Genomic DNA, 25,207 nt, shown 5'->3' with positions numbered 1-25,207 from the left:
AATGATCATTTGCCGTTAGGCAATATTTGAACCGGTCAATTACCCTGTGCGCTGCTCCCGTGCGCCCGCGCGCCGGGGCGGCCGTGCCAGTCGAGGCAGAGGACCAGGGCGTCGTCCGAGGCCTGGATCCCGCCCCGGTGCCCGGCCAGCTCCTCCAGGATCGCCTGGGGCACCTGGGAGGGCGGAAGCAGCCGGGTGTTCATGATGGCCCGGCCCAGCGCCTTCAGACCGTACGGCTCCCCGCCCGGCGAAGCGACATCGTAGACGCCGTCGCTCAGCAGGAAGAGCCGGTCCCCGGGTCGTACGCGGAAGCGCTCGCAGGTGTAGACGGTGTCCTCGAACATGCCGAGCGGGAGCTGGGCCTCCAGCTCGACGCGCTCCACCACGCCCTGCCGGAGCCGCCAGATCCGCGGTGACCCCGCGTCGATGACCTCGACCGCGCCGGTGGCCAGCTCGAAGCGGAGCAGGAGCATGGCCAGGTGCAGGCGCCCCCGGTACTGGCCGTGGATCGCCTGGTCCGCGAGGGAGGCCTGGTCGACGAGGTCGAGGCCGCTCCGGCGGGCATTGCGCACGGCGCTGACGGCGAGGCTGGTCAGCAGGGCCGCGTCGATGCCGTCGCCCATGCCGTTGTTGACGGTCAACGTCAGGTGCTCGGCGGACGCCGACCAGTCGAAACAGTCACCGAAGATCGCGTAGGCGGGCTCCAGCTGGCCCCCCAGCGCGTACTCGGGCCGGGAACAGGATCGGCCGGGCAGCAGCTCCCACTGCATCTCCGCGGCCAGGGTGAGCCGGGTGGCCCGTCTCGCGCGCAGGAACACGTCCGTGTCGCGATCGGCGACGAGGATCTCGTGTCCCAGGGCGTCGGCGACGTCCCGCAGCCCGTCGAGCAGCCCGGGCGCGTACGCGTCCGCCGGGAAGTCCACGCTCAACACCGCGAGGCGGTCGCCCCGCACGCTCACCGGCAGGTGGACGCTCACCTCGGCCCCCCCGGGTGACCACGTGTGCCTCCTGCGAGCCGAAGGCCCGACCCGGAGCGCCCGTACGCACCGACACGGATCGCGCGTCGTCCGGGCCGTCCGAGACGGGTCGCAGGCGGGCCAGGGCGTAGTCCACCATCAGCAGCTCGGCGGCGGACGCGCGGTAGCGACGGGCCAGCAGCTCGCGGACCTCCTCGACCAGCGCGTGCGGCGCGGCACGCCGCAAAATGCCCTCCACGTCCTCGGGTCGTACCACCGTCCTGGATCCTGCCTCTCCGGTGAGCTGTTTAGATGGGGGAGCCACGAAGCCGCCGGGTCCGCCCGTGAAGGGCCGCCAGTACGTCCGGTAGGGAGTGTCACATGAGCCAGGGGCCGAACCACTCCCCCCGCGCCCCGTCGGCGGTCGTGGGGATGAGCGATCTGATCGAACTGCTGGAAATCGTCTGGGAACGGGGCCGCGACTCGGTTTGCGCGCCTCCGGTCTCCTCCTCCCAGGCCAGGGTCCTGTTCCTGATCGAGCGGAACGAGGAGATGAACCTGCGCATGCTCGGCGAACTGCTGGGCGCGGCCCCGCCGTCGGTGACCCGACTGTGCGACCGCCTCCAGGCCGCCGGGTTCCTGGAACGGCACACGCGGGCCGACGACCGCCGCGAACTGCGGCTGGAGCTGACGCCCGCGGGGCGCAGGTACCTCGACGAGCTGCGGGCCCGGCGGGAAGCCGCCCTGACCGAAGCGATGGCCACCATGCCGGCTGCCTCCCGCGCCGCCCTGGCCCTCGGTCTCGCCGACTTCCACGCCGCCGTCGCCGGACCGCTGCGGCTGGCGCCCCCGCAGAGCCCGACGGCCCGGAGCGCCTGACGGCGCGGACCGGGCCGCTCGTCGCGGAGGACCGACGGGGGCTCAGTCGGCGGTGCGCAGGCCCTGGGTGTGCTCCCGTACCTGCGCCGGCGTCAGGTAGCGGTCGGTCCGCTCGAACTCCCGCAGCGTGGGCGGCCGCCCCGACTGGAAACCGGTCCGCACGAAGTCGTCCCCGGCGACCGCGTTGAGCAGCCAGTTGGTCATCACCCGGGTCTTGGCCACGTTCGTACGGAGCGCCGACCAGTGGTACCCCCGCGCCACCGCCTGGGCGGCGATGCCGCGCAGCGGGATGCCGAGCGGCTTGGACACGGCGTCGGTGCCCCCGAGGTCGACCACCAGGCCGAGGTCCTTGTGCACGTACGGCCGCAGCGGCCGGTCGCGCAGCGAGGCGATCACGTTGTCGGCCAGGGTGCGGCCCTGCCGCAGGGCGTGCTGGGCCGTGGGCGGGCAGATCGCGGCGCTCCCGCCCTTGGCGAGGTCGGGTACGGCCGCCGCGTCGCCCAGGGCGAAGACCCCGGGAGCGTTCGGCACGGTCATTTCGGGGGTCACCACCAGGCGTCCCCGCTCGGTCTCCGCGTCCAAGGTGGCGATCAGGGGGCTCGCGGCGACGCCGGCCGTCCAGATCAGGGTCCGGCTGGGCAGGACGCGCCCGTCGGTCAGCGTCAGCTCCTCGGGACCCGCCTTGGCGACGCTGACCCCCAGCGACACCTCGATGCCGCGGCGCCGCAGGATGTCCAGGGCCGCCTGCCCCAACGACTCGCCCAGTTCGGGCATCAGCCGGGGCGCCATGTCCAGCAGGTGCCAGCTGATCTGCCGCCGGTCCAGCCGCGGGTAGCGCTTCACCGCGTGGTCGGTCAACCGCTGGAGGCACGCCGCCGTCTCGGTGCCCGCGTACCCGCCGCCGACCACGACGAAGCACAGCCGGGCCGCCCGCTCGGCCTCGTCCTGGCTGGCGTCCGCCAGGTCGAGCTGCGCGATCACGTGGTCGCGCAGGTACGCGGCCTCCGCGAGGGTCTTCATGCCCCGCGCGTGCTCCAGCAGCCCCGGGATGTCGAAGGTGCGGGTGACGCTGCCGGGCGCCAGGACGAGGTGGTCGTACGCGTGGTCGGTCACCTCGCCGGTGATCTTGCGGACGACGCAGACCTTGGCCCTGGTGTCGATGCCGATGGCCGTCCCCGGGACGATCCGGGTCCGGTGCCGGCTGCTGCGGCGCAGGGAGACGGCGATGGACTGGGGCGTCAGGACCCCGGAGGCCACCTGGGGCAGCAGGGGGAGGTACAGCTGGTAGGAGTTCGGCGTGACGACGGAGATGTCGGCCTCACCGGGGGACAGCTTGCGCTCCAGCCGGCGTACGCATTCCACCCCCGCGAAGCCTGCGCCCACCACGAGGATCCTCGGTCGTGTCACGGTTCGCGTCCTTTCTCGGGGCAGCCGGGTCACCGCACGCCTGCCCAGTCCCACGGGGTTCAGTTGTCGAACGGCACCACGAATGCGACGGCGCTCACGGGACCGCCGCGCCGGAAGTGCAGGACGAACGGGACGGTGTCCCCCACGCGCAGCGGGGTCCGTACCTTCACCACCAGGTCCAGGGAGTTCGGCGTCATGGTGAGGGTGCGGCCCGCCGGGACGGTCACCGACGTCACCGGGCGCGCCCCGTCGGCCCGCTCGCCCGTCCCCGCGTCGACCTGATCGTGGCGGGTCAGCACGGCCTCCTCGGCGGCCGGGGAACTCACGGAGAGCAACTGGTCGGGGGCGTCACCGAGGTTCGTGATCCTGAAGACCGCGGTACTGCGGTCGTCGTCGGCCCGCGGGAGACGCAGGTGACCGACGCCGGCTTCGATCCGCGGCGGGCTGCCCGCCGCCCCCGCCGTGGTCCACGCCGTCAGACCGACCAGCGCCGCCAGACAGACCGTCACGGGGACGACCGCCGCGACCAGACCGTCGCGTACGCGACGGCGGACGAACGGCCGCCCGTCGGTCGTCGGCGTCGAGTCGGGGGAGCCGGTCGTCGTTCCGGGGGAGTCGGTGGTCGTCGCGAGGGGCTCGGTCGTCGTTCCGTGCGGGTCGGTCATCGTCCCAAGGCCTTTCGTACGGGGGCCGGCAGGCGGTGCGGTGTGGGCTGCCAGGCCCGCAGGCGCAAGCTGTTGGCCACGACGAGCAGCGAACTGGCGGACATGGCGGCGGCGGCGACCATCGGCCCCAGCCACCCCACGGCCGCCAGCGGGAGCGTGACCGCGTTGTAGCCGAACGCCCAGACGAGGTTGAGGCGGATCGTCGACAGCGTGCTGCGGGCCAGCCGGACCGCGGCGCCGACCACCTCGACGTCACCCCGTACGAGCGTGACGTCGGCCGCTCCGATGGCCGCGTCCGTGCCGGAGCCCATCGCGATCCCGAGATCGGCCTCCGCCAGCGCCGCCGCGTCGTTGACGCCGTCCCCGAGCACGGCGACCCGGCGGCCCCGCCCCTGCAACTCCCGCACCAGGGCCGCCTTGCCCTCCGGGGAGCAGTCGGCGTGCACCTCGGTGATGCCGAGTTCCGCCGCGACGGCGCGCGCGGCGCCCTCGCGGTCGCCGGTGGCCAGGACCGGTTCCACGCCGAGCGCCCGCAGCCCGTCCACGGCCCGGCGGCTGCCGGGGCGCAGGACGTCGCCCAGCGCGATGAGGGCCTCGTCGACACCGTCCACCCGAACCAGGACCGGGGTCAGCGCGGCGGCCTCCGCTTCGGCCAGAGCCGCCGCCAACGCGTCGGACAGCCCGTCGCCCGGGGCGCGCACCTCGACGCGGTGACCTTCCACGACCCCGGTGACGCCGGCGCCGGGGGTGGCCAGGAAGCCGGTGACGGCGGGCAGCGGGACCCCAGGCAGGGCGCGTCGCGCGTATGCGACGAGGGCGCGGCCCAGCGGATGTTCGGACCCCTGCTCCACCGCCCCGGCGAGCCGGACGACCTCGTTCCCGGCGGTGCCGCCGGCCGGGACGGCCTCGTTCCCGCCGGTCGGGCCGCCGTCGGCGCGCGTGACGCGCACGACCGACAGTCGGCCGGTGGTGAGGGTGCCCGTCTTGTCCAGGACGATCACGTCGACGTGCCGCAGGGCCTCCAGCGCCCGCGGCCCCCGGATCAGGATGCCGAGCCGGGCGCCCCGGCCGGTGGCGGCCATCAGCGCGGTCGGGGTGGCCAGGCCCAGCGCGCACGGGCAGGCGACGACGAGGACCGCCACGGCCGCGGTGACGGCCGCCTGCGGATCCGCGCCGGCGCCGAGCCAGAACCCGAGGACCGTGGCGGCCAGGGCGAGTACGGCCGGGACGAAGACGCCCGCCACCGTGTCGGCCAGCCGCTGCGCGCGCGCCTTGCCCGCCTGCGCCTCCGTGACCAGGTGCGTGATCCGCGCCAGCCGCGTGTCGGCGCCGACCGCGGTGGCGCGTACGAGGAGCAACCCGCCCGCGTTGACCGCGCCCCCGACCACCGCCCGGCTGGGGCCCACCTCGACGGGGTCGCTCTCCCCGGTCACCAGCGAGAGGTCCAGGGCCGAGTTCCCCGCCACCACCACCCCGTCCGTGGCGACCCGTTCGCCGGGCCGGACGACGAACTCCTGGCCCCGCAGCAGCGCTTCGATGGGCCGCCGGTGCTCCTCGCCGCCCTCCCGGACGATCACGTTCTTGGCGGCGAGCCCCGCCAGGGACCGTAGGGCCGCGCCGGTGCCGTGCCGGGCCCGTGCCTCCAGGTGGCGGCCGAGCAGGACGAACAGAGGGACGCCGACCGCCGCTTCGAGGTAGACGTGCGCGACCTCCGACCCCGCCGAGGGGAGGAGGGTGAACGGCATCCGCATGTCCGGCTCACCGGCGCCGCCCAGGAACAGCGCGTACAGGGACCAGCCGAACGACGCGAGGACCCCGAGGGAGACCAGGGTGTCCATGGTCGCCGCGGAGTGCCGCAACCCGCGCGCCGCCCGGCGGTGGAAGGGCCAGGAACTCCACACCGCGACGGGGGCGGCCAGCACCAGGCACAGCCACTGCCAGGAACGGAACTGCAGGGCGGGCACCATCGACAGGACCAGGACGGGCAGGCAGAGCGCGGCGGTGATCAGCAGGCGTTCGCGCTCGGCGCGCGCGGGGTCGTCGCTGCCGTCGCCGTCGCCGTCGCTCTCGCGGCTGTCGGGCGGTGCGGTGGGCGGGGCTGCGGACGCCACCGGTTCCGCGGTGTACCCGGCGCGCTCCACGGCGGCCACCAGCTCCGCGACGGTGACGTGCGCCGGGTGACGCAAACGGCCCCTCCCCGTGGCGAGGTTGACCGTGGCCGTGACGCCGTCGAGCCGCGCCAGCCTCTTCTCCACCCGGCTCACGCAGGCGGCGCAGGTCATGCCCCCGATGACCACGTCGGTGGTCATCGGGGTCGCGCGCGTCGCTTCCGCGCGCGTCGCTTCCCCGGTCGGCGCCGTCGCCGCGGTACCCGCCGCCCCCGTGGTGCCCGCCGTGTTGGCCGTCACCGCTCACCGCCGGCGGAGCCCGTACCGGCCGGGCCCGCGCCGCCCATGTCGCCCTCGTGCGGGACGGAACTCCCGGGGGTGCCGGTGCGGTCCGGTCGGATGCCCGGCGCCACGGGGCCGGCGGCCGCTCCGACCCCGTACGACAGGGCGAACACGGCGAGCAGCAGCAGCACGAACCCGGTCAACGCGGGTGGTGGCGACCACCGTTGGACGCGAGCGGACAACCGGGCTGCCGCTACGGACAGTTGCTCTTCGACCATCGACGTTCCCAGCTTCGAGGACACGAACACGGAGCCCCCACCCGATGGGCTCCGCGCAGGTGGTCGTCCTGTGGCGGCGAGGAGTTCCCGGCGGGGTTCAGCCGATGCCGCGGCCGTCGACGGCCGCGGCGGTGGGATCGGCGATGAACCAGTAGTCGCCCGCGGCGAGCGGCCGCTCACCGCGGCCCGCCTCGCGGGGCAGCCGGAGGGTGACGGCGCGGGTGTCTCCCGGTAGGACGACGGTGATGGCGGTGGGCTGGTCCTCGTACGGCTTTCGTTCCGGCACGCTGTGCTCCTCGGGGACGCAGGAGAGACCCAATGGTCACTCCGGGTGTCGTTCCAGTGTGCGCCCTGTGACTTTCCGTGTCAGTTTGGAGGTCTGGACCACCGGCACACCAAGGAGAGTCCGATGGGCGGCACGCACGACGCGCTCACCGACGACATCGTCGACGACGCCCGGCGTCGCGACGACGACGATCTTCCCCCCGACGACCCGGAGGACGGCGCGGAGGATCCCTACGACGCCCCCTGAGGCGTCCCGAACCGGGTGTCCGGCCGGCGTCGACCACCCGGCCGGGCATCCGCTCCGTCACCCGCGCGGCGGCTCCGGTGTCCCGAGTCGGCGAACCGCCGAACTGTCGAGAATAGGTGACGTGAACTGTCAGCTTTGGCGTTCACCGTGGAGACATGCAGACCCACAAGGACACCCAGCACATCGACGGCCACGGCCCGCTCACCGGCCGGATCGCGCTCGTCGCCGGCGCCACCCGCGGAGCGGGACGCGCCCTCGCCGTCGAACTCGGCCGAGCCGGCGCCACCGTCTACGTCACCGGCCGCACCACCCGCGCGAGCGTCAGCGAGGTCGGCCGGAGCACCGAGACCATCGAGGAGACGGCGGAACTGGTCACGGCGGCCGGCGGCGTCGGCGTCGCCGTCCCCACCGACCACCTGGCCGAGGACCGGGTGCGCGCCCTCGTCGAGCGGATCGACCGCGAACAGGGCCGGCTCGACATCCTCGTCAACGACCTCTGGGGCGGCGAACACCTCCTGTCCGGATCGGTCTTCGGCAAGAAGAGCTGGGAGACGCCGCTCGCCGACGGGCTTCGGATCCTCGAACTCGGCGTGCGCTCGCACGTGATCACCGCGGCCCTCGCCCTGCCGCTCCTGATCCGCTCCGACGCACCGCTGCACGTGGAGGTCACCGACGGCACCGCGGTCTCCAACCGTCGCTACCGGGAGAACCTCTACTACGACCTCGCCAAGAACGCCCCGATCCGCATCGCCTTCGGGCTGGGCGAGGAACTCGCGGAGTACGGGGGCACGGCGGTCGCCGTCACCCCGGGCTTCCTGCGCTCCGAGCAGATGCTCAGTCACTTCGGCGTGACCGAGGCCAACTGGCGCGACGCCCTGGCCCAGGAGCCCGCCTTCGGCATCGCCGAATCACCGCACTACCTTGCGCGCGCCGTCGCCGCGCTCGCCGGTGACCCGGACCGGGCCGCCCGCTGGAACGGGAAGTCCACCTCCAGCGCGGAACTGGCCAAGACCTACGGCGTACGGGACGTGGACGGCAGCCGACCGGACGCCTGGGCGTACTTCGAGGACGTCGTGTACGGCGGCGGGAGCGGCTCGCCGGACGACTACCGCTGATCGGCCGGGTCGGCCGGCTCGGCCGGGTCGGTCGGATCCGCCGGAACCTTCGGATCCGCCGCGTACAGGGCGGTGAGGGCCCGGGCGCGCTCGCGGAAGCGGGCCCGCAGGCCCTCCGGGGCCAGTACCTCCGCGTCCGCGCCCAGTTCGGCCAGCGTGGCGAAGGCGACGTCCTCGGACTCCACCGGCAGATCGAGCGTGACGCGCCCGGCCGGGTCGGGGGCTCCCGCGCCGGCCAGCGCTTCACCGATGCCCGCCGGGTCCGCCACGGCGGGCAGTCGGCGCAGCCCGCGTTCGCTCAGGCGCAGGGTGACGGTCGCCCGCAAGAGCGCCCTGGCGAACCCGGCGGAGTGGGCCTCCCAGTGCGCGGCGAGGTCGAAGGACGGGTCCCGGACGAAGGGCGCGGCAGGATCGGCGGCGCCGGTGGGGGAGGGTTCGGTGAGCGCCGTGGCGCGGTCCACGCGGTACGTGCGCCAGGCGCCGCCGGACCGGCCCGCGCCGGCGCCGTCCGCCTCGTCCGGTACGCGGCCCACGACGTACCAGACCCCCGCCTTCAGGACGAGCCCGTATGGCTCCAGCAGGCGGGTCACCGCGCGGGGCGGTGCGGCGTCCCGGCCCGGCCGGGCGTACGCAAGCTCGACGCGGCGGTCGGACCACACGGCGCGGGCCAGCTCCGGCAGCAGTTCCGGCGCGGCCGGCTCGCGGAACCAGGCGGGCGCGTCGAGGTGGAAGCGGCGTGCCGAGGACTCGGCCGCCGCGCGCAGGGACGGCAGCATGGTGGCCGACAACTTCAGCCGGGCCGTGCTCGCGGCGTCCGACAGCCCGAGATCGCGCAGGGCCGAGGGCAGGCCGGAGAGGTAGAGCGTTTCCGCCTCGGTGGGGTGGAGCGTGGTGAGTCGGGTCCGGTGGCCCGGTGCCAGGTGGTAACCACCCGACCGGCCGCGCTCGGACCGGATGGGGACACCGGCCTCTTGGAGGGCCTGCGCGTCGCGGATCACGGTGCGTTCGGAGACCTCCAGCTCCCGCGCGAGGGCCGCTGCGGTCAGCCCGGGGCTCGACTGGACGAGGAGGGCCATGCGGATGAGACGGGCGGCACGCATGCTCCCCATGATCGTCGAAGTGGGGGCCGGGGGCCGGGGGCGGCCCGGCGCGGCTCGCGGCCAACGCCTCCTGTTCGACGACCGGGGGTCGCCGGCGATGTCCGGGAAGCGGTGCGCGAGCCGATCGGCGACGGACAGCGCAGCCGGGCGTACGCCATCCGGGCGAGGCCGCCGCGCTCCACCGGGAGGCGCCGCTTCGTGACCGTGCCGCGCCCTCCTCGTTCCGCGCACGGTGGCCGGGACCGGACGGCGAACGCGTCCTCCACGACCGGAAGCGGACGCCGGTCGAGTGCCCGCCGGGCGGCGGGGTGGCCCTCGTGCCGGATCGGGGTCCCGGCCGGCGGGTTGTCCCGACCCACCCGCTTGCCCCGCCGGACGGGAGTCGGGCGCCCGTCCGGGCGGTGCGGCGCATATGTCGGACGGTCAGGGGCAAACGGGCGGTAGTGACGGTCGGTTGCTGAGGAGGTGGCGGCGGTGCGCCGTGCGAAGGTGTTGGAGTCCTTTCCCGCCGGTGATCCGTACGGCAGTTGGCCGGCGGAGGAGTACGCGGCCCGCTGTCGATCGCGGGGCGAGCGGGCGAGCGTCGTGATGGATCTGGAGCGGGACGCCTTCCTCGTCGTCGCCGCCGACGTGGACGCGGCGGAAGCGGCGGCCGCGTAGCGAACGAACCCCGCCCCGGTCCTGCCGGGGCGGATCTCTCCTCGGTCAACTCGCCCAGTGCGCCCGTCCAAGGTGGATCAGACGGAGCTGCTTGCGGGCGGTGCCGGTGACGGTCGCCCAGTCCTCGCCGCGCAGTGACGCGGCCAGGCACGCCGAGGCCGTCATGAACATGTGGTCCACCAGGAGCCGCGACAGCATCGTCAAGTCGTCGGCGTTCCAGTCCGAGCTGACCGGATCGGCCGCCAGTGCGGAGCCGATCTCGCCTGCGAAGGCGTCCAGTTGACCGGCGATGGCCTCCCGTACCGCCGTGACTCCACCGTGCCGCTCGCGGACGAGGAAGCGTACGTGCGTCGGCCGGCTGCGGACCAGCTCGGCGACCAGGCGCACCGCGGCATCGCCGCGCTGGTCCGCGTCGCCGGTCGAGTCGAGGATGTCCCGCACCGTCTCGTGCAGGCTGGCCAGCGCTTCCTCCACCAGTGCGATTCCGAGCTCGCCCATGTCCCGGAAGTGGCGGTAGAAGGCCGTGGGGGTGACGCCGGCCGCCCGGGTCACCTCCCGGAGTCCGAGGCTGCTGAGGCTCTGCTCCTCCAACTGCGACAACGCCGCGTCGAGCAGGGCGCGTCGGGTGCGGCGGCGCTGGGCCTCGCGGACACCGGTGTTCTGGCTCATGAGGGTAGTCAACCGCGTCACACTCGCGGTCCGCCGGCATGAGTCGTACTGTACTGGGTAGTCAGTGGACAACTGTTACCTCGAAGTAGGAGGAACTCTCGTGCTCTTCCTCGTAGCCGCACTGCTCGTCATGGGCGTCGCCCTGGGAGCAGTGGCCCACGTACCGGTGCCGGTCAGTTTGGCGGCGGGCCTCGCGATCGCCACCTGGCTCGCCCTCTTCGCCGCCCGCGAGCGCCTGTCGGGCCGCCGACACGGCCGCGTCCGCCACAGCCGAGGAGGTCTGTGATGCACACGGACACCGACATGCACGCGGACGCGGACACGGAAACGCGCCCGGACGCGCGGACCACGGGCGAGGCCCCGGCCGCCCCTCGCACCAGCACCCGCACCCGCTCCCGTGCGCGTGACGCCGACGCGATGGCGGTCACCGCGTTCGTGCTCGGTTTGGCCGGGCTCCTGGTCATGAACCTGATACTCGGTCCGACCGCCGTCGTCCTCGGCTCCCTCGCCCTGTGGCGGAACACCGCACGGCCCGGCCGCGCCCGCCTCGGCATCGCCCTCGGCGTCGCCGACCTCGTGATCCTGGCCTGTCTCGTCACCGCCGACGGCACGTGGTCCTGGAGTCTGTCCTGACCCCTCGCGCCCCCGTGTGCGTCAGGCGCCGTTCCTGAGCCGGTCGCGCTGGACCTGACGCGCGCGAGCGCGCGGCGTACGGGGGCCGCGCCGGCCCGCGAGGGGGTCACTCTTCGATGCGCGAGGGGAGTCGAGCGGTGTCGGAGAGCGGGCTCAGGCGTCGGCCGGGCGGCTCCGCGCGCGGAAGGTGCGGCGGTATGCGTCCGGAGGGACGCCTACCGTGCGGTTGAAGTGCCGGCGCAGCGTGGTGGCGGTGCCCATGCCGGTCGAGTCCGCGATGGCGTCGACGCTCGCGTCGGTGGTTTCCAGCAGCTCCTGCGCCCGGCGGATGCGTTGGGTGAGCAGCCATTGCAGCGGGGTCGTCCCCGTCGCCACCTTGAAGTGCCGGCCCAGGTTGCGCGAGCTCATCCGGGCCCGCCGGGCGAGGTCCTCCACGGTCAGCGGCCGGTCGAGCCGCTCGATCGCCCACGGGAACAGCTCGGTCAGCGGGTGGTCGTCCTGGGCGGGTACCGGAGCGGTGACGAACTGGGCCTGGCCCCCGGCCCGGTGCGGGGGTACGACCAGTCGCCGGGCGACCTTGTTGGCGACCGCCGAACCGTGGTCGAGGCGCACCAGGTGCAGGCACAGGTCCATCGCGGCCGCCTTGCCGGCGGAGGTGAGGACCCTGCCGCTGTCCACGTAGAGCACGTCCGGATCGACCTCGACGCGGGGGTGGCGGGTTGCCAGGACCTGCGTGTGCGCCCAGTGCGTGGTCGCACGTCGGCCGTCCAGCAGCCCGGCGGCGGCCAGCACGAACGCTCCCGTGCACAGGGAGGCCACCCGCGCACCCGCCTCGTGGGCGGCGCGCACCGCGTCGACCAGATCGGCGGGCGGATCCACGTCGACATCGGCCCAACCCGGGACGATCACCGTGTCCGCGCGGGCGAGTCGGTCCAGCCCGTGGTCCGGCTCCAGCCGGAACCTGCCGAACCGGACCGGGCCCGGTCCGCAGACCGTGACGTCGTACGCGGGGTCGGCCGCGCCGGCGGAGTCGGCGCCGAAGACCTCGTAGGCAACGGAGAGTTCGAAGTGCAGCATCCCGTCGGTGACGGCCAGCGCGACAGTGTCCATGTCCGAAAGTGTACGGGTCACGGCGTTCCGGACACTGGTGGAGGATCATCCCCGGCGAGAGGATGTTGACAGTTGAACAAGCGGGACCGGGCGAGCGAGAACAGTGGGAGAACGCGATGGGATCGAGTCACACGGTTGCGGTGTTCGGCGCCTACGGGCACACCGGACGCTTCGTGGTGGCGGAGTTGCTGGACCGGGGATTCGTCCCCGTCCTGACCGGACGGGACGCGGCCAAGCTGCGCGCCTTCGCGGCGTCCCTCCCGGGGCCGGAGGCCGACGTCCGACCGGCCGCGGTCGACGACCCGGCCGCCCTCGACCGGGCGCTGGCCGGAGCCGCCGCGGTCATCAACTGCGCGGGGCCCTTCGCCTCGACCGCCGCCCCGCTGATCGAGGCGGCGCTGCGCGCCGGGATCCCGTACGTGGACGTGGCCGCCGAGATCGAGGCCAACCTCGACACGTTCGCGCACTTCGCGGACCGGGCGAGCGCCGCGGGAATCGCCGTCATCCCCGCGATGGCCTTCTTCGGCGGCCTCGGCGACCTGCTCGTCACCGCCGCGATGGGCGATTGGACGACGGCCGACGAGGCGCACATCGCGTACGGGCTCAGCGGTTGGCACCCCACCGCCGGAACCCGCACCGCGGGCACGGTGTCCCGGGAGCGCCGGGACGGCCGACGCCTCGTGTACGGCAACGGGCGGTTGGAGTACCGCGACGACGCCCCACCGATCCTGCGGTGGGCGTTCCCCGAGCCGATGGGAGTCCGCTCCGTGATCGGGGAGTTCACCATGGCCGACGTCGTCACCGTCCCCAGTCACCTGGCCATCCCCGAGGTGCGCACCTACATGACGGTCGAGGCGGCGCGCGACCTGGCGGCTCCGGAAACACCGGCACCGGCCGCGGTCGACGACCACGGGCGCTCCGCCCAGACGTTCCTCGTCGACGCCGTCGTCCGCTCGGGCGGCGAGGAACGACGCGCCGTGGCCACGGGGCGGGACATCTACGCCGTCAGCGCGCCCCTCGCGGTGGAAGCGCTCCACCGGGTCCTCACGGGCCGGACCAAGGCGGTCGGCGTGGCCTCCGCCGGCGCGATGTTCGACGCACCCGCCTTCCTCCGCGCCCTGGCACCGCACATCACGCTCGCACCGCCCGGGGTGACCGGTGCCGCCGACCCGGCCGGGTCGATCGCCGACCTCCCCTCCACCGAGGCGTCCGAGGCGCCGTGAATCTCGCTGGTGGGGCCCGGCACCCCCGGCTAGCATCCGACGATGATCACGCCGGAGCACGGACCCTTCCACGACGCGGTGTGCCGAGCCGACACCAGCCGGCTGACCGACCACCTCGATCCGCGGCTCTGCTCGCCGGCCGCCTTCGAGACCCTCGTACGGCACGAGGACCCACACGTGCGGCACCTGGGGCTGGTACTCCTCGCCGAGCGCGTCGCCTCCGGCAGCGCCGGCGGTGAACGGGAGGCGGTCGAACTCGCGGAGCTGCTGCCCGCGCAGGTCGACGGACCGCCGGAGGCCGCCCTCGTCCTGGCGCGGCTGCACGAACGACTGTGGCCGTACCTCCCGCCGGAGCGCCGGCCGGCATGGCGCACGGCCGATCTGCCGGCGCGGGTACGGATGGCGTGGCTGCGCGCCGAGTTGCTGAACGAGCCGACCGTGCTCCGCCGGGAGCCGCCGAGCGAGCTGCTGCACCAGGCCGTACGGGAAACGAAGGCCACCGAAGCCCGCCGACCCGAGCAACTCGTCGGCGAGCTGCTGGCGACCGGCGATCCCGAACTGCACGCCGCGGCGCTGCGGCTGGCCCGGGAGGGGCTGCACGCCGGAGTGCTGGGTCCCGCCCTGGTCCGCGGCCACCTGATCGGCCTGCTCGGCGCCGACGGCGCATCCCTCGTCGTCGCGGCCCTGAATGAACTCGCCGAGCCGTGGGCGGTGTTGGAAACCCTGCCGGCCGGGCTCCTGTTGCCCCTCCTCGAGGCCGACGCGGTGGCCGCACGCCCCGAGCCGGCCGCCGCAGCGCTCGTGGCCGCGGCCCGGCACGGGCACAGCGAGCTGCTGTGGCAGGTCATCGAGGACACGCAGTCGCCGCCGGCGCTCCGTCGGCGCGGGATGGAACTGCTGGGCGACCTGGCGGACCGCGGTGACATCGACGCGTTGACGGCCGTCGCCGCCCGCGATCCGCTGTTGTTCGGCGGCCCCGCGCTGACCTGTCTGCGCGGGCTCCACCGGCGCGGGCACTTCCCCGACGCGCCGCACGTCCCGTCCCTCATCGACCTGGCCCTGGCCGACCACTCGATCCCGGCCCAACAGGTCGCGACGATCCTGTTCACCTGTCGACGGGCGCTGTTCCAAGCCCTGGTGGAGGCGCCCGCGGACGACCCGAACTGGCCCCGCCGACTGGACCTGTTGGTGGCACTGGCGGGCCAGGGGACCGGCGAGCTCCCGATCGGGGACGCGATCACCCGACTCCTCGCCTCGGCGCCCGCGCCCGTACCCTTCCTCCGTGCGATCCGCGCCGTACGCCACACGGACGCCGAGGACGCCGTGATCGCCCTCCTGCCGACAGCGCCTGCGGCGTCCCTGGACGCCCTGGAGGCCATCGGCGGCGACCGTACGGTGACGGCGCTGCGCGACGGACTCGGCCTGACCGCGCAGGACGGCGCGGGCGTGATCGCGCCGCACCTGCGCACCGTCCGCAACCGGGCCCTCGAAGTGCTGTGGCACCTGACCCACGAACCGGCGCAGCGACGCGCCCTCCTCGTACGCCTCGATCCCACCGACCTCCCGGTACGCGTCGCGGCGGACCTCGCAGGCCCCGATGAGCGGGAACTCGCCCTCCTCAGCTCCCACTTGGACCCGGACGAGCCGGTGGCGTCCCTGTGTCGACTGGCCGCCCACGGCAGCGCCGCCACCCTGCCCGCCATCGCGGACCTGCTCCTGCGCGTCGTGACCGAACTGGCCGCCGCCGCGGAACCCGGAGCGAGCGGACTCCCGCGCCCCGAGAACGGCGCGCCCGCCGGGGAACCGGTCGTACCCCGGGAGATCGTGGACGCCGTCCACGGCCTCGGACGCCGTCTCCACGACCGGGGACGCGTCAGGCCGTCCTGCCTGCTCGACGTGTCGACCGCGCAGGAGGCCGGACACGCGCTCGTCGCGACGACGGCCCTGGACCTGCTGGACCGGCCCGGACTGACGAACGCCGAGCAGGCGATCCTGTGCGAACTCCTGCTCCGCGCCCCTTGGACGGGCACCCGGGCGCGGGCGCACCACCTCCTGCGCCACCGCGACCGCCACGTGCGCAAGCACGTCATCGCCCTCCTCGCCCGCGACGCCGACGGGGACGGCGCACAGGCACTGTCGGCGTCCCTGATCGCGCTCACCGCCGCCGGCGACATCCAGACCGTCCGGCAGGCGCTGTGCGCCCTCGGGCAGGCAGGGGCCCGCTGGGCCGCCGGCGCGATCGCCGCACGTCTCGACCACCCGAACATGAACATCAAGAAGACCGCCGCCGAGGTCCTGGTCCACGCGGGAGCGCCCGACGCGGTACCGGCACTGCTCCGGGCGCTCGGACGATACGACAATCCGGCTCTGCGCGACGCGCTCGTCAAGGCACTGCGCGCCGTCCTCGGTCCCGCGTACCCGGCGACCGTCCTCGCCGCCGCCGAACACGGCGAGGGCGGCCGCGGTCGTGAACGGCTGCTGGAAGGACTGGACGGCGCACTGTCGGCCCGGGCGGTCCTCGCCCTGCACCGCCAGGCGTCCCCGGTCGCCCCCGGTCTGCTCGCCCTGGTGGCCGAAGCCCGGCTCACCCTCGCGTCCGGGAGGGTCGAGGAACTGTCGACGGCCCTGGCCGGGCACGGGATCAGCAGGCCCGCCGCACCGTGGACGGCCCCGCGCTGGGCAGCGGACCCCGACGTCGACTCGCTACGGACCGCGGGTTGGGATCCGCTCATCGCCCTCCGCATCGCCGCGAGGGACGAGCTGCCGCGTTCCGGGCGGCTCTACGGGCTGCGGGACATGCTGGCGGACTGCCTCCGCCTCGCCGCGTCCGAACCCCTGACCCGGGGCCGCGTACTGCGCCTCACGCTGCGGCTCTGCTCCGCACCGTGGACGACGGACGAACTGGCGGCCTTCGCGCGGCGCGTCGGCGTCCTCCTCGACGGACTCGCCGAGGCCGGGGCCGCCGACCGGGACGACCTCGTCGCCGTACTGGAAGCGGTCGCGCCGACCCTGCCGGCGGTCGCGCGGCCGGCCGTCGTCGAAACGGTACGCGCGTTGCCCGCCGTACCCGGGGCACGCCGGTCCACCCTGCCGCTCCTGCGCGGCCTCGGCGCCGTACTGGTCCGCGCCGACCTGGACCGGGCCCTCGCCTCGGCCGCGCTGGACACCGACCCCCGGCGGGCCGGGACCGCCGTGCTACGGGAGGCGTTCGCCACCGCGCAGGAGACCGCGCAGGAGACCGCGCACGCCGGGCCCGCCCCGGCCGAGGCCGACGCCGCAGCGGCCGCCCGGACTCGGGCGTGGCGGGCCGCGCTGGCCGGCGCCGCGCGCACCCCCGCCGCCCTGGAGGAATTCCGTCGCACCTGCCGCCCGGGGGAACAGGACGAGGTCCCGGGCTCCAGGGACCGCCTGGCCGCCCTGATCGAGGCGCACGGCTCCGCGGGCCCCGAAATCCGCTCCGCCCTCGTCGACTGGATGACCTCCCTCCAGCCCCTCGACGCACCACCCTGGACCCTCACCGAGCCCGTCCGCGCGCCGGCCCGCCGACCTCGTACCGTGCACATCGACGACCTGGACCAACCCCGATCGACCGCCCTGCGGGAGCGGCTGCTGGCCATGCTCCGGGCACCCGACCCGGACCGCCGGCACACCGCGGCCCGGACGCTCATGGAGTGGCCCGAGCCCGCCGCCGGGCTCCCCGTGCTCCGGGCGTTCCTGCGCGGCGACATCGACGTACCCGTCGGCGCCGACCTCGCCCGCCACCTGCACGCCATCGGCGAAGCCGAACTCCGCGCGGACGGCGTCCTGCACGACAGGGTGGCCCTCGTGGCGGGTCACCTCGACCCGGAAGACCTCGAACCACTGGTCCCGCTGCTGCTGCAATGGTGGGAGTCCGACCCACCGGCCACCGGCGCCGCCGCCGGCCTGGCCCTGCGCCAAGTACCCGCCGACGCGCTGGCCGAACACCTGCGGCCCCGCATCGACGCCGGCGCCCGGGGACTCCTCGACCTGCTCCGCGGACGCCCCCTGCTGCGCACCCCCGCGCTGACCCGGACCTGCCGGCGGCTGCGCGCCGAGGGCCGGGACGACCTCGCGGACGGACTGCTCCTCGTCGACGGCCCACTGCGCCACCCGGACTCCGCCCGCCAGGACGCCGCCGCGCAGGCCGCGCTCCGGGACCGGACCGCGGCCGCCTCGGCGGCGAGCCGACAACCCCCCTCCCGGCAGGAGCTGTTCGAGCTGGCCCGCACGGGCGACCCGGTACGGATACGCCGCGCGCTCACGCGACTGGCCGAGGGACACAGCGGCCCGGACGCCGACCGGGACCCCGAACTGCGCGAGCTGATCGGCGTGTTGCTGCGGCACCCCCAAGCCAAGGTGCGCGTGCACGCGCACCGGACCTCGCGGGCCATGCTCGATCGGCCGACCCACCTCCACCACACGTCGATCCTGCTGGACGATCCCCGACCGGATCTGGTGCGCACCGCGATCCGCACCCTCTGCCACGCGACGTGGGAACCCGCGATCCCCGCCGTGACCGGGCTGCTGGACCACCCGCATCCCGTCGTGCACAAGGCCGCGGCCGAGGGACTGGTCGCCCTGGGCGGGCCGGCGGTCCCCGCCCTTCGCTACGCGGTGGACCACGCCCGTCCCGACAAGCGGCCCCGCTACACGGACGTGCTCGACCGGATCACGGGCGCCGAGGATCAGACGCCGGGAGTCATGTCGTAGGTGACCCCCATGGTCCGCGTGGCCACCTGGTCGTACTTCGACCGCGCCCGGTGGTTGTCGTCGGCGGTGATCCAGCGCACCACGCTCCAGCCGCGCTCGGCGGCGATCCCGCGGAGCGCGCCGAGGAGCAGGTCGGCGGCGCCCGAACCGCGGTGTTCGGGCGCCACGAACAGGTCGTCGAGGAAGCCGCCCACGGTCGCCGACAGCGGCCGGGCGTACGGACGGAAGTGGGCGAGTCCGAGGAGCCGTCCGTCGGCGTCCTCGGCGACGAGCGCCTCGACCTCGTGGCCGGGATCGTTCACCCACGACCAGACCGTCCGGGCCGCCTCCTCGGTCTGCTCCACCCGGTAGAAGTCCGCGTAACCGCGGTACAGGGCGCGCCACTGCGCGAAGTCCTCGGATCGGACGGCTCGGACGGTGATCTGCGGCATGTGCGGGGCTCCAGGTGGGACGGGTGGGGCATGACCTCCCCTTCGGCAAGGGCAATCGATCATCCTGCAATCGGTGTGCCGCCGGATGTGCCACGGTGTCGAAAGGCCGCCCGCGCAAGCACCTGAATGGACAGGTGAGGGGCCCCTCCCGCGGTGTCGTCGACCGTCCCGCGCGTCAAGGTACCCGGCCGTCGGGCCCCACACCGGATGGCAGGATGGAGGGATGCCGTCGAACCCGCCCTGGACAGGAATCCACGACGACTTGATGGAGGCGAAGTCACGGGTGTACGACCCCGGTGGCTTCACCTGCTCACCGCCGGTGTCCGAACCGGAGGGCGCCGAGTACGCGGCCCGGGCCTTCACGCTCGACGGGCTGGCGGTGAGGTTCCGCGTGGCCAGGACCACTCCGACGAAGGCAGGCCAGTTCGTCACCGTGTGGGTGAGGTCCGTCGAAGGACCGATCCGGCCCTTCGACGCCGAAGACGGAGTCGATCTCGTCGTCATCAGCTGCCGGGACGGGGGCGGCTTCGGACAGTTCGTGTTCCCGAGGGACGTGCTGTGCGAGCGCGGCGTCATGTCGCGGAACCGCATCGGCGGCAAGCGGGGCTTCCGCGTCTACCCGCCCTGGGTGACGACGACCAACCGCCAGGCCGACAGCACTCGGAGTTGGCAGGTGGAGCACTTCCTGGACCTCGGCGGACAGGGCCCCGCCGACCTGGTACGTGCCCGGAGTCTGCACCGGTCGTAGCCACGTGCCCCAACGCTCCTCACGCCCCCGGGGTTCGGCGGGGAGGCGCGGGGTAGGCAACGCCCGGCGGGGCGGAGCGGTGCGGACGGAGGGATCGGTCATGGCGCGGACGCGGCTCGACGCATTCGCCGAGGTCCTGGACGGTCCCGTGTACGTGGTCACCGTCGCCTCGGCCGGCGAACGGTCCGGGTGTCTGGTGGGCTTCGCCTCGCAGTGCTCGATCCGCCCGCCGAGGTTCATGGTGTGGCTGTCCACGCTCAACCACACGTTCCGCGTGGCCCGCGGCGCCTCCCACCTGGCGGTGCACGTTCTGGACCAGGACCAGCGCCCGCTCGCGGAACTGTTCGGTGGCGAGACGGGCGACGCGGTGGACAAGTTCGCCGGAGTCGACTGGCGCCCCAGCGCCGACGGAAGCCCCCTGCTGGCCGACGCCTGCGGCTGGTTCGTCGGCCGGATCGAGTCCCGGATCGACGGGGGAGACCACGTGGGCTTCCTCCTGTCGCCCACCGAGGTGTCCGAGCCGGCCCCGACCGCGCCGACCCTGCTGCGCTACGGCGACGTGCGGGACATCGCCCCGGGTCACCCCGCCTGACAGCGCCCCCACCTGCCGGCGGGCGCTGCTCTCGGCTCCACAGGGGCTCCGTCGGCTTCTTCCACCTCGCGGGGTGCTGCGACTCGTCGTGGGACAACGGGCCCAGGAGCGCGCCACCGAACACGACGACGCCGACCCCGACGAGCCAGGACGTCGGCATCCGACCGCCCCGGGCCCGGCGTCGGAAGGGGCTCAGATACCGATGTTGGCCAGGCTGACGCCGAGGTTGCGCAGGGCGGCCGACAGCGAGGGGTGCTTCACCTCGAACCGTTCGGCGCTCTGGTTCAGCGACTCACCCACACCCGTGTGGCTCGCTTCCCGGTCCGCTTCTCGGTCCGCCTCCAGCTTGTCGAGGAGGGCTTCCAGGTGATCGCGTTCCTGCGGGGGGAGGTGGGGGCCCGAGGTCAGGAGTTCCGCGCGCAGGGCCCTCAGCCGCTCGTCCGTCGTCATCACGTGCTCCGACACGGTGTCTCCTCGTCGTTCTCCGCCCGTGCGACGGGGTCTGTCCCCGGGGCGGCTACGGCTCGCATGCCCCGTCGCGGGGTCCGCACGCGCGGCCGGCCCGTACGGATCACCCGGCGGCCGGGGTCGGGGCCCGTGCGGGTCAGGCCGCCGTCCGCGCCCGGGCGTACGCCGTCGCAGGCACGCCGACCAGGGCGATCGGCCAGGAGTTCACGCCCGGCAAGGACGGCGGGCGCGCACTGGACGCTCCGGGGACGGAGAGGGGTCCCACCGCCAACAGGTGAAGATGTTCGCGGAACCCTTCCGGGCGCCGACCGGAGGGACGGCGCATGGGCGCGCGGACGGGGCGGAATCGCTCGCCCCGTAGGGCGGAGGGTGCGCGCCGGTCCGGGCCCGCGCGGGTTCGGCGGCGTCCGGGGGCCGGCCGACAAACGGCCGCGCGCCGGGGCCCCGGCCGGGCGCGCGGGCGCGTGTGCGTGCGCCCGCGTCCCGGCGCCCTCCGTCGCGTCCGGTCAGCCCGGCCAGGTTCCCGTCACGCGCCGGGTGGCGACGGCGCCCGACCGGTCGACGGCGGCCTTGACCACCGCGAAGATCGCGCCCTGGATCGCGGCGGCGATCAGGATCTCCTGCCAGCTGCGGTCCTCGTCGGTGGCGTCGGGGGCGTCGCCCTCCCCTTCGATCAATTTCCAGGCCTGCTTGAAGGCCATGCCGGCGAGCATGCCGCTGACAGCGCCCAGGGCCAGCCCGACCGGACGGTAAGCGATCTTCGTTGCGTTCACTTGCGGCCCCGGCCGCGGCGGATCAGCAGGAACACGACGACAACGGCGCCGACGGCGAGCAGCGGGGTCCTATTGGCCCGCACCGTCGTCGCGGCGTGACCGGCTCGTTCGAGGATGGGATCGGGCGTCTTCTCGGACGCCAGCGCGCCGGCCCGGGCCGTGGTCTCGCGGACCTGCGCGGCAGCCCGGGAGGCCTTCTCCAGGATCGGGTCGGGCGTCTTCTCCCGTACGAGGTCCGCGGCCTGCTCGGCCTTCTCCCGGATCTGTTCGGTGACCAGTGCCGCCTTCTGCGCCGCCTCGTGCTTCACCGCCGCCGTCTTCTCCTTCGCCTGGGCCTTCACGTCCGCCTTGGCCGCCAGGGCCTCGACGGTCTGTCCCAGCTCGTCGCGCGTGTGCGCGATCTGCTCCCGCAGCTCGGCGGGGGTGGGAGCGGCGGTCGTGGTGGGCTCGTTGTGGGCCTGTGCCCGGTCGAACTCGTTGCTCATCGGTGTGCCTTCTCCCTGATCACGGCCACATCGGCCTTGACGCTGTCGATGGTCTGTTCCGGCGCGGCCGGGACGGCCCGCGCGATCTGCTTCTTGCCCGCCAGGCCCAGCACGGCCGCTGTCGCGGCCAGCACCACGGCGACGATCAGGGCGGAGAGCCACCAGGGCATCACCAGGGCCAGCGCGGCGATGCCCGCCGCCACCAACGCCTGCGCCGCAAGGATGCCGAGGAGGCCGGCCCCGCCGAACAGGCCGCCGCCGGTTCCGAACCGCTTGCCCTTCTCCGTCATCTCCGCCCGGGCCAGGCGCATTTCCTCCCGGACCAGTTCCGAGATCTGCTGTGAAGCCCGCGAGACCAACACGCTCACCGACGGATCGGCGGCGTGTGCCCGCTGTTCGGTCGTAGTCACGATTCGTCCCTCTCGTCCTCGTCTTGTTCCGGCCCCGTTCGACCGCCGGACGGTACGGGCCGAGGGGCGCGGGGTGGTGCGTTGCGTTCATGTGCCTGTTCATCACGCGGCTACCCGGTAACCGGGCGGCCATCCGTCCGGTTACCGGCAGGTGCGGGTGCATCGCCGGCTGGCTCGCCGGTCACTCCATGCGGCGGCGTTGCGCGTCGCTCCACGCGGCGGTGTCGCGGGGCCGTACGTAGGGCTCCTCGTCCGCGGGCAGCCCGCCCGCGATGGCGCGCTGGCGGGCCAGCTCCGCGTCGAATTCGAGGCCCAGGAGAACGGCCAGGTTGGTGATCCACAACCAGACGAGGAAGACGATGACGCCGGCGACCGTGCCGTACGTCTTGTTGTAGGAGGCGAAGTTCGCCACGTAGAAGGCGAAGCCCGCCGAGGCGAGCATCCAGATGGCCAGGGCCAGGAAGCTGCCGGGGGTCACCCAGCGGAATCCCCGGCCCTTGGCGTTCGGGGCCGCCCAGTACAGCAACGCGATCATGATCGTGACGAGGAGCACCAGGACCGGCCACTTGGCGATCGACCACACCGTCAGCGCGGTGTCGCCGATGCCCAGGGCGGAACCCGCCCGCCGGGCCAGACCGCCGGTGAAGACCACGATCAGCGCGGCGGCGCAGGCGAGCAGCATCAGGGTCACCGTCAGCGCGAGGCGCAGCGGCAGGACCTTCCACACCGGCCGCCCCTCGGGCACGTCGTAGACGGCGTTCGAGGCGCGGATGAACGCGGCGATATATCCGGAGGCCGACCACAGGGCGACGACCAGGCCCACCACGGCCATGAGCGAGCCGATGCCGCTGCGGCCCTGCAGCTGCGTCACCGCGTCGCTGAGCACGTCGTTGACCGAACCGGGAGTCAACTGCTGCACGTTGTCGAGCACCTGCTGGGTCGTGGACTCGCCGGCGATGCCCAGCAGGGACACCAGGACCAGCAGGGCCGGGAAGAGCGCCAGCACCCCGTAGTACGTCAGCGCCGCGGCGCGGTCGGCCAGCTCGTCCTCGGTGAACTCCTTGACCGTCCCCCGCAGCACGGCGCGCCACGACCGTTTCGACAGTGAGGTCGGCTCGTCGGGAGCCCGGCGTTCGATCTCGTCGTCCGGCCCCGCGCCGGTGCTCCCGGCGGTGTCCCGGTCCGCGCCTGCGGTGTCCCGGTCCGCGTGTTCGCCACCGCGGCCTGTCTGCGAGATGCGTGTCATACCGCGCGGCTGTCCACCATCTCGCCACTCATGCCGCCCGGCGGAGCCCCGAACGTGCCGCGCGGGCTCGGGCACCGCCGCCATACACCCGTACGGGGAGACCCGTGAAGCCGACGGTGTTCGGGCGGCCAGGGCGGGCATACGCGGTCCGGGGACGACGGTCACCCGCGACGGCCGCCCCGCGGCCCGCGGACGGAGCCGCTTCCCCGCACCGAACGGCAACTCAACGCACACAGCAACGCAACCGCACACAGCAACGTCAACGGTCGGGGTGATGAGAGTGAACACGACGGGAGCAGCCAAGGGCGGACCTCCGGGCACGGTGGTACCGGTCATGGGCCAGAGCCGCAGGCTCACCCTGTGCAGCATCCGGGGCGCGGTCGGCAAGGGCCGCGACTTCACCCGGCGGACCCTGCGGGACTGGGGGTGGGACCACGAGGAGAGCGCCGAGGACGCCCTGCTCGTCGTCTCCGAATTGGTGGCCAACGCCACCCTGCACGCCGGTGGCTGCCACGAGCTCGTCCTGACGGCCGGCGAGACCCTGCGCATCCACGTGGTCGACGGTGCGCCGGTGCCGCCCCGCCCCCGTCCCGTGGCCCGGCCCGGCGTACCCGGTGGGCACGGCCTGCGCGTCGTGCAGGTGCTCTCCGACCGGTGGGGTTCCTACCGGCACGGCAGCGGCAAGGTCGTCTGGGCGGAGATCGACGGCTCCCGGTTGGCCGGCGGCCGGGGCCGGGCGGTGCCGGCCCCGGCGTGAGCCTCGGGAGGTCGCCCGAGGGGTTCAGGCGGCCCGCTGGAGGACTTGCGGCGTCCGCGCGCGTTCGGCGTTGAACTGGGCTCCGGTGAGCAGGGCCAGGTTGGCGAACCAGAGCCAGACCAGGAACACCACGATGCCGGCCAGCGAGCCGTAGAGCCTGCCGTACGTGCCCAGCTCCGTGTAGAGCGTGAAGAACCCCGAAGCGGCCAGCCAGAGCAGCGCGGCCAGGACGCCGCCGGGCAGTCCCCGCCGGGTACCCCGGCTCTGGGCCGGGCCGGTCCGGAAGAGGATCAGCACCAGGAAGGTCACGACCACCAGCAGCACGGGCCAGCGCAGGAACGCGATGACGTGCGGACTGTCCCCGCCCGTGGCCCGCACCACCCAGCGGCCCACCGGCCCGGACACGACCAGACCCACGGCGCCGGCGACGAGCAGCACCAGCAGCGACAGGGCGTTGACGATCAGCATGTGGGCGGCCCGCAGCGGAGGCCGCGTCTCGGGGACCCGGTGCATGGTGTGCAGGGCCCGACGGAACACCGCCAGGTAGCTGCACGCCGACCACACCGAACTGACGAGACCGCTGATCAGCAGCGCCACCATCGAGGAACGTTCCGCCAGCAGACCACTGAGGGCGTCGCGCAGCACCTGCGCCGATTGCGGCGGTGCGTACGAGGTCAATCCGGTGATGAGCCGGTCCGTCGTGGCCCCGCCCAGCAGCCCCACCAGGGAGACCGCGATGGCGAGCGCGGGCAGCAGCGCGAGGACCGCGTAGTACGTGAGGGCGGCCGCGTGGTCGGCCAGGTTGTCGTTCCAGACACGGACGGCCGTGCGCCGCAGCTCGGCGCGGGTGCGCGCCGCGAGGCCGGCGGTGGGCCGGCCGACGGGGCGCGGGGCGGTGCGGGGGATCTCGGTCACGCTGCGCAGGTGCCCGACAGGGCCCCGCGCATGC

General features: G+C 74.1%; 26 protein-coding genes and 1 pseudogene. 11 read left to right on the top strand and 16 right to left on the bottom strand.

Translation table 11 applies throughout. The features are described 5' to 3' along the window. Positions 1–35: 35 nt before the first annotated feature. Positions 36–1,233, bottom strand: a pseudogene (locus AB0D46_RS03315) (PP2C family protein-serine/threonine phosphatase). A 104-nt stretch (positions 1,234–1,337) separates the two neighbouring features. On the opposite strand from AB0D46_RS03315, the gene AB0D46_RS03310 reads away from it, so the two are divergent. Continuing rightward, complete coding sequence (locus tag AB0D46_RS03310; RefSeq protein ID WP_362875554.1) at positions 1,338–1,835, top strand: MarR family transcriptional regulator; 498 nt, start codon at positions 1,338–1,340, stop codon at positions 1,833–1,835. Between the two features lie 42 nt (positions 1,836–1,877). On the opposite strand, the gene AB0D46_RS03305 is transcribed toward AB0D46_RS03310, so the two are convergent. The 5 genes from AB0D46_RS03305 to AB0D46_RS03285 all read right to left on the bottom strand — a co-directional run bounded on the left by AB0D46_RS03305 (position 1,878) and on the right by AB0D46_RS03285 (position 6,861). Further along, the gene (locus tag AB0D46_RS03305; RefSeq protein ID WP_362875553.1) at positions 1,878–3,242 is read right to left on the bottom strand and encodes an NAD(P)/FAD-dependent oxidoreductase; all 1,365 of its coding nucleotides are present in this window, start codon (positions 3,240–3,242) and stop codon (positions 1,878–1,880) included. Positions 3,243–3,301: 59 nt separating this feature from the next. Further along, entirely contained in the window at positions 3,302–3,907 is a 606-nt protein-coding gene (locus AB0D46_RS03300) for a copper chaperone PCu(A)C (RefSeq protein WP_362875552.1), read from the bottom strand. Then, complete coding sequence (locus AB0D46_RS03295; RefSeq protein ID WP_362875673.1) at positions 3,904–6,216, bottom strand: heavy metal translocating P-type ATPase; 2,313 nt, start codon at positions 6,214–6,216, stop codon at positions 3,904–3,906. The genes AB0D46_RS03300 and AB0D46_RS03295 overlap by 4 nt, the downstream gene beginning before the upstream one ends. Positions 6,217–6,311: 95 nt before the next feature. Next, positions 6,312–6,605: a hypothetical protein gene (locus AB0D46_RS03290; protein ID WP_362875551.1), complete on the bottom strand. Its 294-nt coding sequence runs from the start codon at positions 6,603–6,605 to the stop codon at positions 6,312–6,314. 67 nt (positions 6,606–6,672) lie between these two features. Then, positions 6,673–6,861 (bottom strand): hypothetical protein, encoded by a 189-nt coding sequence (locus AB0D46_RS03285; protein ID WP_362875550.1) that lies wholly within the window; start codon positions 6,859–6,861, stop codon positions 6,673–6,675. 123 nt (positions 6,862–6,984) lie between these two features. Here AB0D46_RS03285 and AB0D46_RS03280 point away from each other — a divergent pair, with 123 nt between their 5' ends. After that, positions 6,985–7,107: a hypothetical protein gene (locus AB0D46_RS03280; RefSeq protein ID WP_362875549.1), complete on the top strand. Its 123-nt coding sequence runs from the start codon at positions 6,985–6,987 to the stop codon at positions 7,105–7,107. 155 nt (positions 7,108–7,262) lie between these two features. Further along, positions 7,263–8,222 carry an SDR family oxidoreductase gene (locus AB0D46_RS03275; protein ID WP_362875548.1) on the top strand — a complete coding sequence of 320 codons (960 nt, stop codon included), beginning with the start codon at positions 7,263–7,265 and terminating at the stop codon, positions 8,220–8,222. Here the strand turns inward: AB0D46_RS03275 and AB0D46_RS03270 are convergent. Then, the gene (locus tag AB0D46_RS03270) at positions 8,213–9,322 is read right to left on the bottom strand and encodes a WYL domain-containing protein (protein ID WP_362875547.1); all 1,110 of its coding nucleotides are present in this window, start codon (positions 9,320–9,322) and stop codon (positions 8,213–8,215) included. The genes AB0D46_RS03275 and AB0D46_RS03270 overlap by 10 nt on opposite strands. 465 nt (positions 9,323–9,787) lie before the next feature. Here AB0D46_RS03270 and AB0D46_RS03265 point away from each other — a divergent pair, with 465 nt between their 5' ends. Then, positions 9,788–9,982 carry a hypothetical protein gene (locus AB0D46_RS03265; RefSeq protein WP_362875546.1) on the top strand — a complete coding sequence of 65 codons (195 nt, stop codon included), beginning with the start codon at positions 9,788–9,790 and terminating at the stop codon, positions 9,980–9,982. Positions 9,983–10,027: 45 nt separating this feature from the next. Here AB0D46_RS03265 and AB0D46_RS03260 read toward each other — a convergent pair whose 3' ends face one another. Next, entirely contained in the window at positions 10,028–10,651 is a 624-nt protein-coding gene (locus AB0D46_RS03260) for a TetR family transcriptional regulator (RefSeq protein WP_362875545.1), read from the bottom strand. Positions 10,652–10,751: 100 nt separating this feature from the next. On the opposite strand from AB0D46_RS03260, the gene AB0D46_RS03255 reads away from it, so the two are divergent. Both AB0D46_RS03255 and AB0D46_RS03250 read left to right on the top strand, forming a co-directional pair. Beyond that, entirely contained in the window at positions 10,752–10,937 is a 186-nt protein-coding gene (locus AB0D46_RS03255) for a hypothetical protein (protein WP_362875544.1), read from the top strand. Then, the gene (locus AB0D46_RS03250; protein ID WP_362875543.1) at positions 10,937–11,284 is read left to right on the top strand and encodes a DUF4190 domain-containing protein; all 348 of its coding nucleotides are present in this window, start codon (positions 10,937–10,939) and stop codon (positions 11,282–11,284) included. Before AB0D46_RS03255 ends, AB0D46_RS03250 begins: the two co-directional genes overlap by 1 nt. 153 nt (positions 11,285–11,437) lie before the next feature. Here the strand turns inward: AB0D46_RS03250 and AB0D46_RS03245 are convergent, their stop codons facing one another. Further along, positions 11,438–12,394 carry a helix-turn-helix domain-containing protein gene (locus AB0D46_RS03245; RefSeq protein WP_362875542.1) on the bottom strand — a complete coding sequence of 319 codons (957 nt, stop codon included), beginning with the start codon at positions 12,392–12,394 and terminating at the stop codon, positions 11,438–11,440. Positions 12,395–12,510: 116 nt separating this feature from the next. On the opposite strand from AB0D46_RS03245, the gene AB0D46_RS03240 reads away from it, so the two are divergent. Together AB0D46_RS03240 and AB0D46_RS03235 are read left to right on the top strand one after the other, a co-directional pair. Further along, on the top strand, positions 12,511–13,617 hold the full coding sequence (locus AB0D46_RS03240; RefSeq protein ID WP_362875541.1) for a saccharopine dehydrogenase NADP-binding domain-containing protein: 1,107 nt from the start codon (positions 12,511–12,513) through the stop codon (positions 13,615–13,617). A 42-nt stretch (positions 13,618–13,659) separates the two neighbouring features. Next, a complete protein-coding gene (locus AB0D46_RS03235; protein ID WP_362875540.1) occupies positions 13,660–18,348 on the top strand; it encodes a HEAT repeat domain-containing protein in 4,689 nt (1,562 codons plus the stop codon). On the opposite strand, the gene AB0D46_RS03230 is transcribed toward AB0D46_RS03235, so the two are convergent. Next, positions 18,324–18,779, bottom strand: coding sequence for a GNAT family N-acetyltransferase (locus AB0D46_RS03230; RefSeq protein ID WP_362875539.1), 456 nt, complete (start codon positions 18,777–18,779; stop codon positions 18,324–18,326). The genes AB0D46_RS03235 and AB0D46_RS03230 overlap by 25 nt on opposite strands. A gap of 223 nt (positions 18,780–19,002) precedes the next feature. On the opposite strand from AB0D46_RS03230, the gene AB0D46_RS03225 reads away from it, so the two are divergent. Together AB0D46_RS03225 and AB0D46_RS03220 are read left to right on the top strand one after the other, a co-directional pair. Next, on the top strand, positions 19,003–19,527 hold the full coding sequence (locus AB0D46_RS03225) for a MepB family protein (RefSeq protein ID WP_362875538.1): 525 nt from the start codon (positions 19,003–19,005) through the stop codon (positions 19,525–19,527). Positions 19,528–19,627: 100 nt separating this feature from the next. Further along, the gene (locus tag AB0D46_RS03220) at positions 19,628–20,119 is read left to right on the top strand and encodes a flavin reductase family protein (RefSeq protein ID WP_362875537.1); all 492 of its coding nucleotides are present in this window, start codon (positions 19,628–19,630) and stop codon (positions 20,117–20,119) included. 192 nt (positions 20,120–20,311) lie between these two features. Here the strand turns inward: AB0D46_RS03220 and AB0D46_RS03215 are convergent, their stop codons facing one another. The 5 genes from AB0D46_RS03215 to AB0D46_RS03195 all read right to left on the bottom strand — a co-directional run bounded on the left by AB0D46_RS03215 (position 20,312) and on the right by AB0D46_RS03195 (position 23,501). Further along, complete coding sequence (locus AB0D46_RS03215) at positions 20,312–20,584, bottom strand: DUF4404 family protein (protein ID WP_362875536.1); 273 nt, start codon at positions 20,582–20,584, stop codon at positions 20,312–20,314. A 509-nt stretch (positions 20,585–21,093) separates the two neighbouring features. Beyond that, positions 21,094–21,360, bottom strand: coding sequence for a DUF4235 domain-containing protein (locus AB0D46_RS03210; RefSeq protein ID WP_362875535.1), 267 nt, complete (start codon positions 21,358–21,360; stop codon positions 21,094–21,096). Then, complete coding sequence (locus tag AB0D46_RS03205) at positions 21,357–21,845, bottom strand: DUF3618 domain-containing protein (RefSeq protein ID WP_362875534.1); 489 nt, start codon at positions 21,843–21,845, stop codon at positions 21,357–21,359. Before AB0D46_RS03205 ends, AB0D46_RS03210 begins: the two co-directional genes overlap by 4 nt. After that, on the bottom strand, positions 21,842–22,255 hold the full coding sequence (locus AB0D46_RS03200; RefSeq protein ID WP_362875533.1) for a phage holin family protein: 414 nt from the start codon (positions 22,253–22,255) through the stop codon (positions 21,842–21,844). The genes AB0D46_RS03205 and AB0D46_RS03200 overlap by 4 nt, the downstream gene beginning before the upstream one ends. A 181-nt stretch (positions 22,256–22,436) precedes the next feature. Next, positions 22,437–23,501, bottom strand: coding sequence for a YihY/virulence factor BrkB family protein (locus AB0D46_RS03195; protein ID WP_362875532.1), 1,065 nt, complete (start codon positions 23,499–23,501; stop codon positions 22,437–22,439). A 274-nt stretch (positions 23,502–23,775) separates the two neighbouring features. Between AB0D46_RS03195 and AB0D46_RS03190 the strand changes: the two genes are divergently transcribed. After that, positions 23,776–24,258 carry an ATP-binding protein gene (locus tag AB0D46_RS03190; RefSeq protein WP_362875531.1) on the top strand — a complete coding sequence of 161 codons (483 nt, stop codon included), beginning with the start codon at positions 23,776–23,778 and terminating at the stop codon, positions 24,256–24,258. A 24-nt stretch (positions 24,259–24,282) separates the two neighbouring features. Here the strand turns inward: AB0D46_RS03190 and AB0D46_RS03185 are convergent, their stop codons facing one another. Continuing rightward, entirely contained in the window at positions 24,283–25,173 is an 891-nt protein-coding gene (locus AB0D46_RS03185; protein WP_362875530.1) for a YihY/virulence factor BrkB family protein, read from the bottom strand. Positions 25,174–25,207: the final 34 nt, after the last annotated feature.

This window comes from Streptomyces sp. NPDC048383, from assembly GCF_040651775.1.
Classification (GTDB): Bacteria; Actinomycetota; Actinomycetes; order Streptomycetales; family Streptomycetaceae; genus Streptomyces.
The sequence above is the reverse complement of the archived record's forward strand: the minus strand, read 5'-3'. Positions and strand labels throughout refer to the sequence as shown.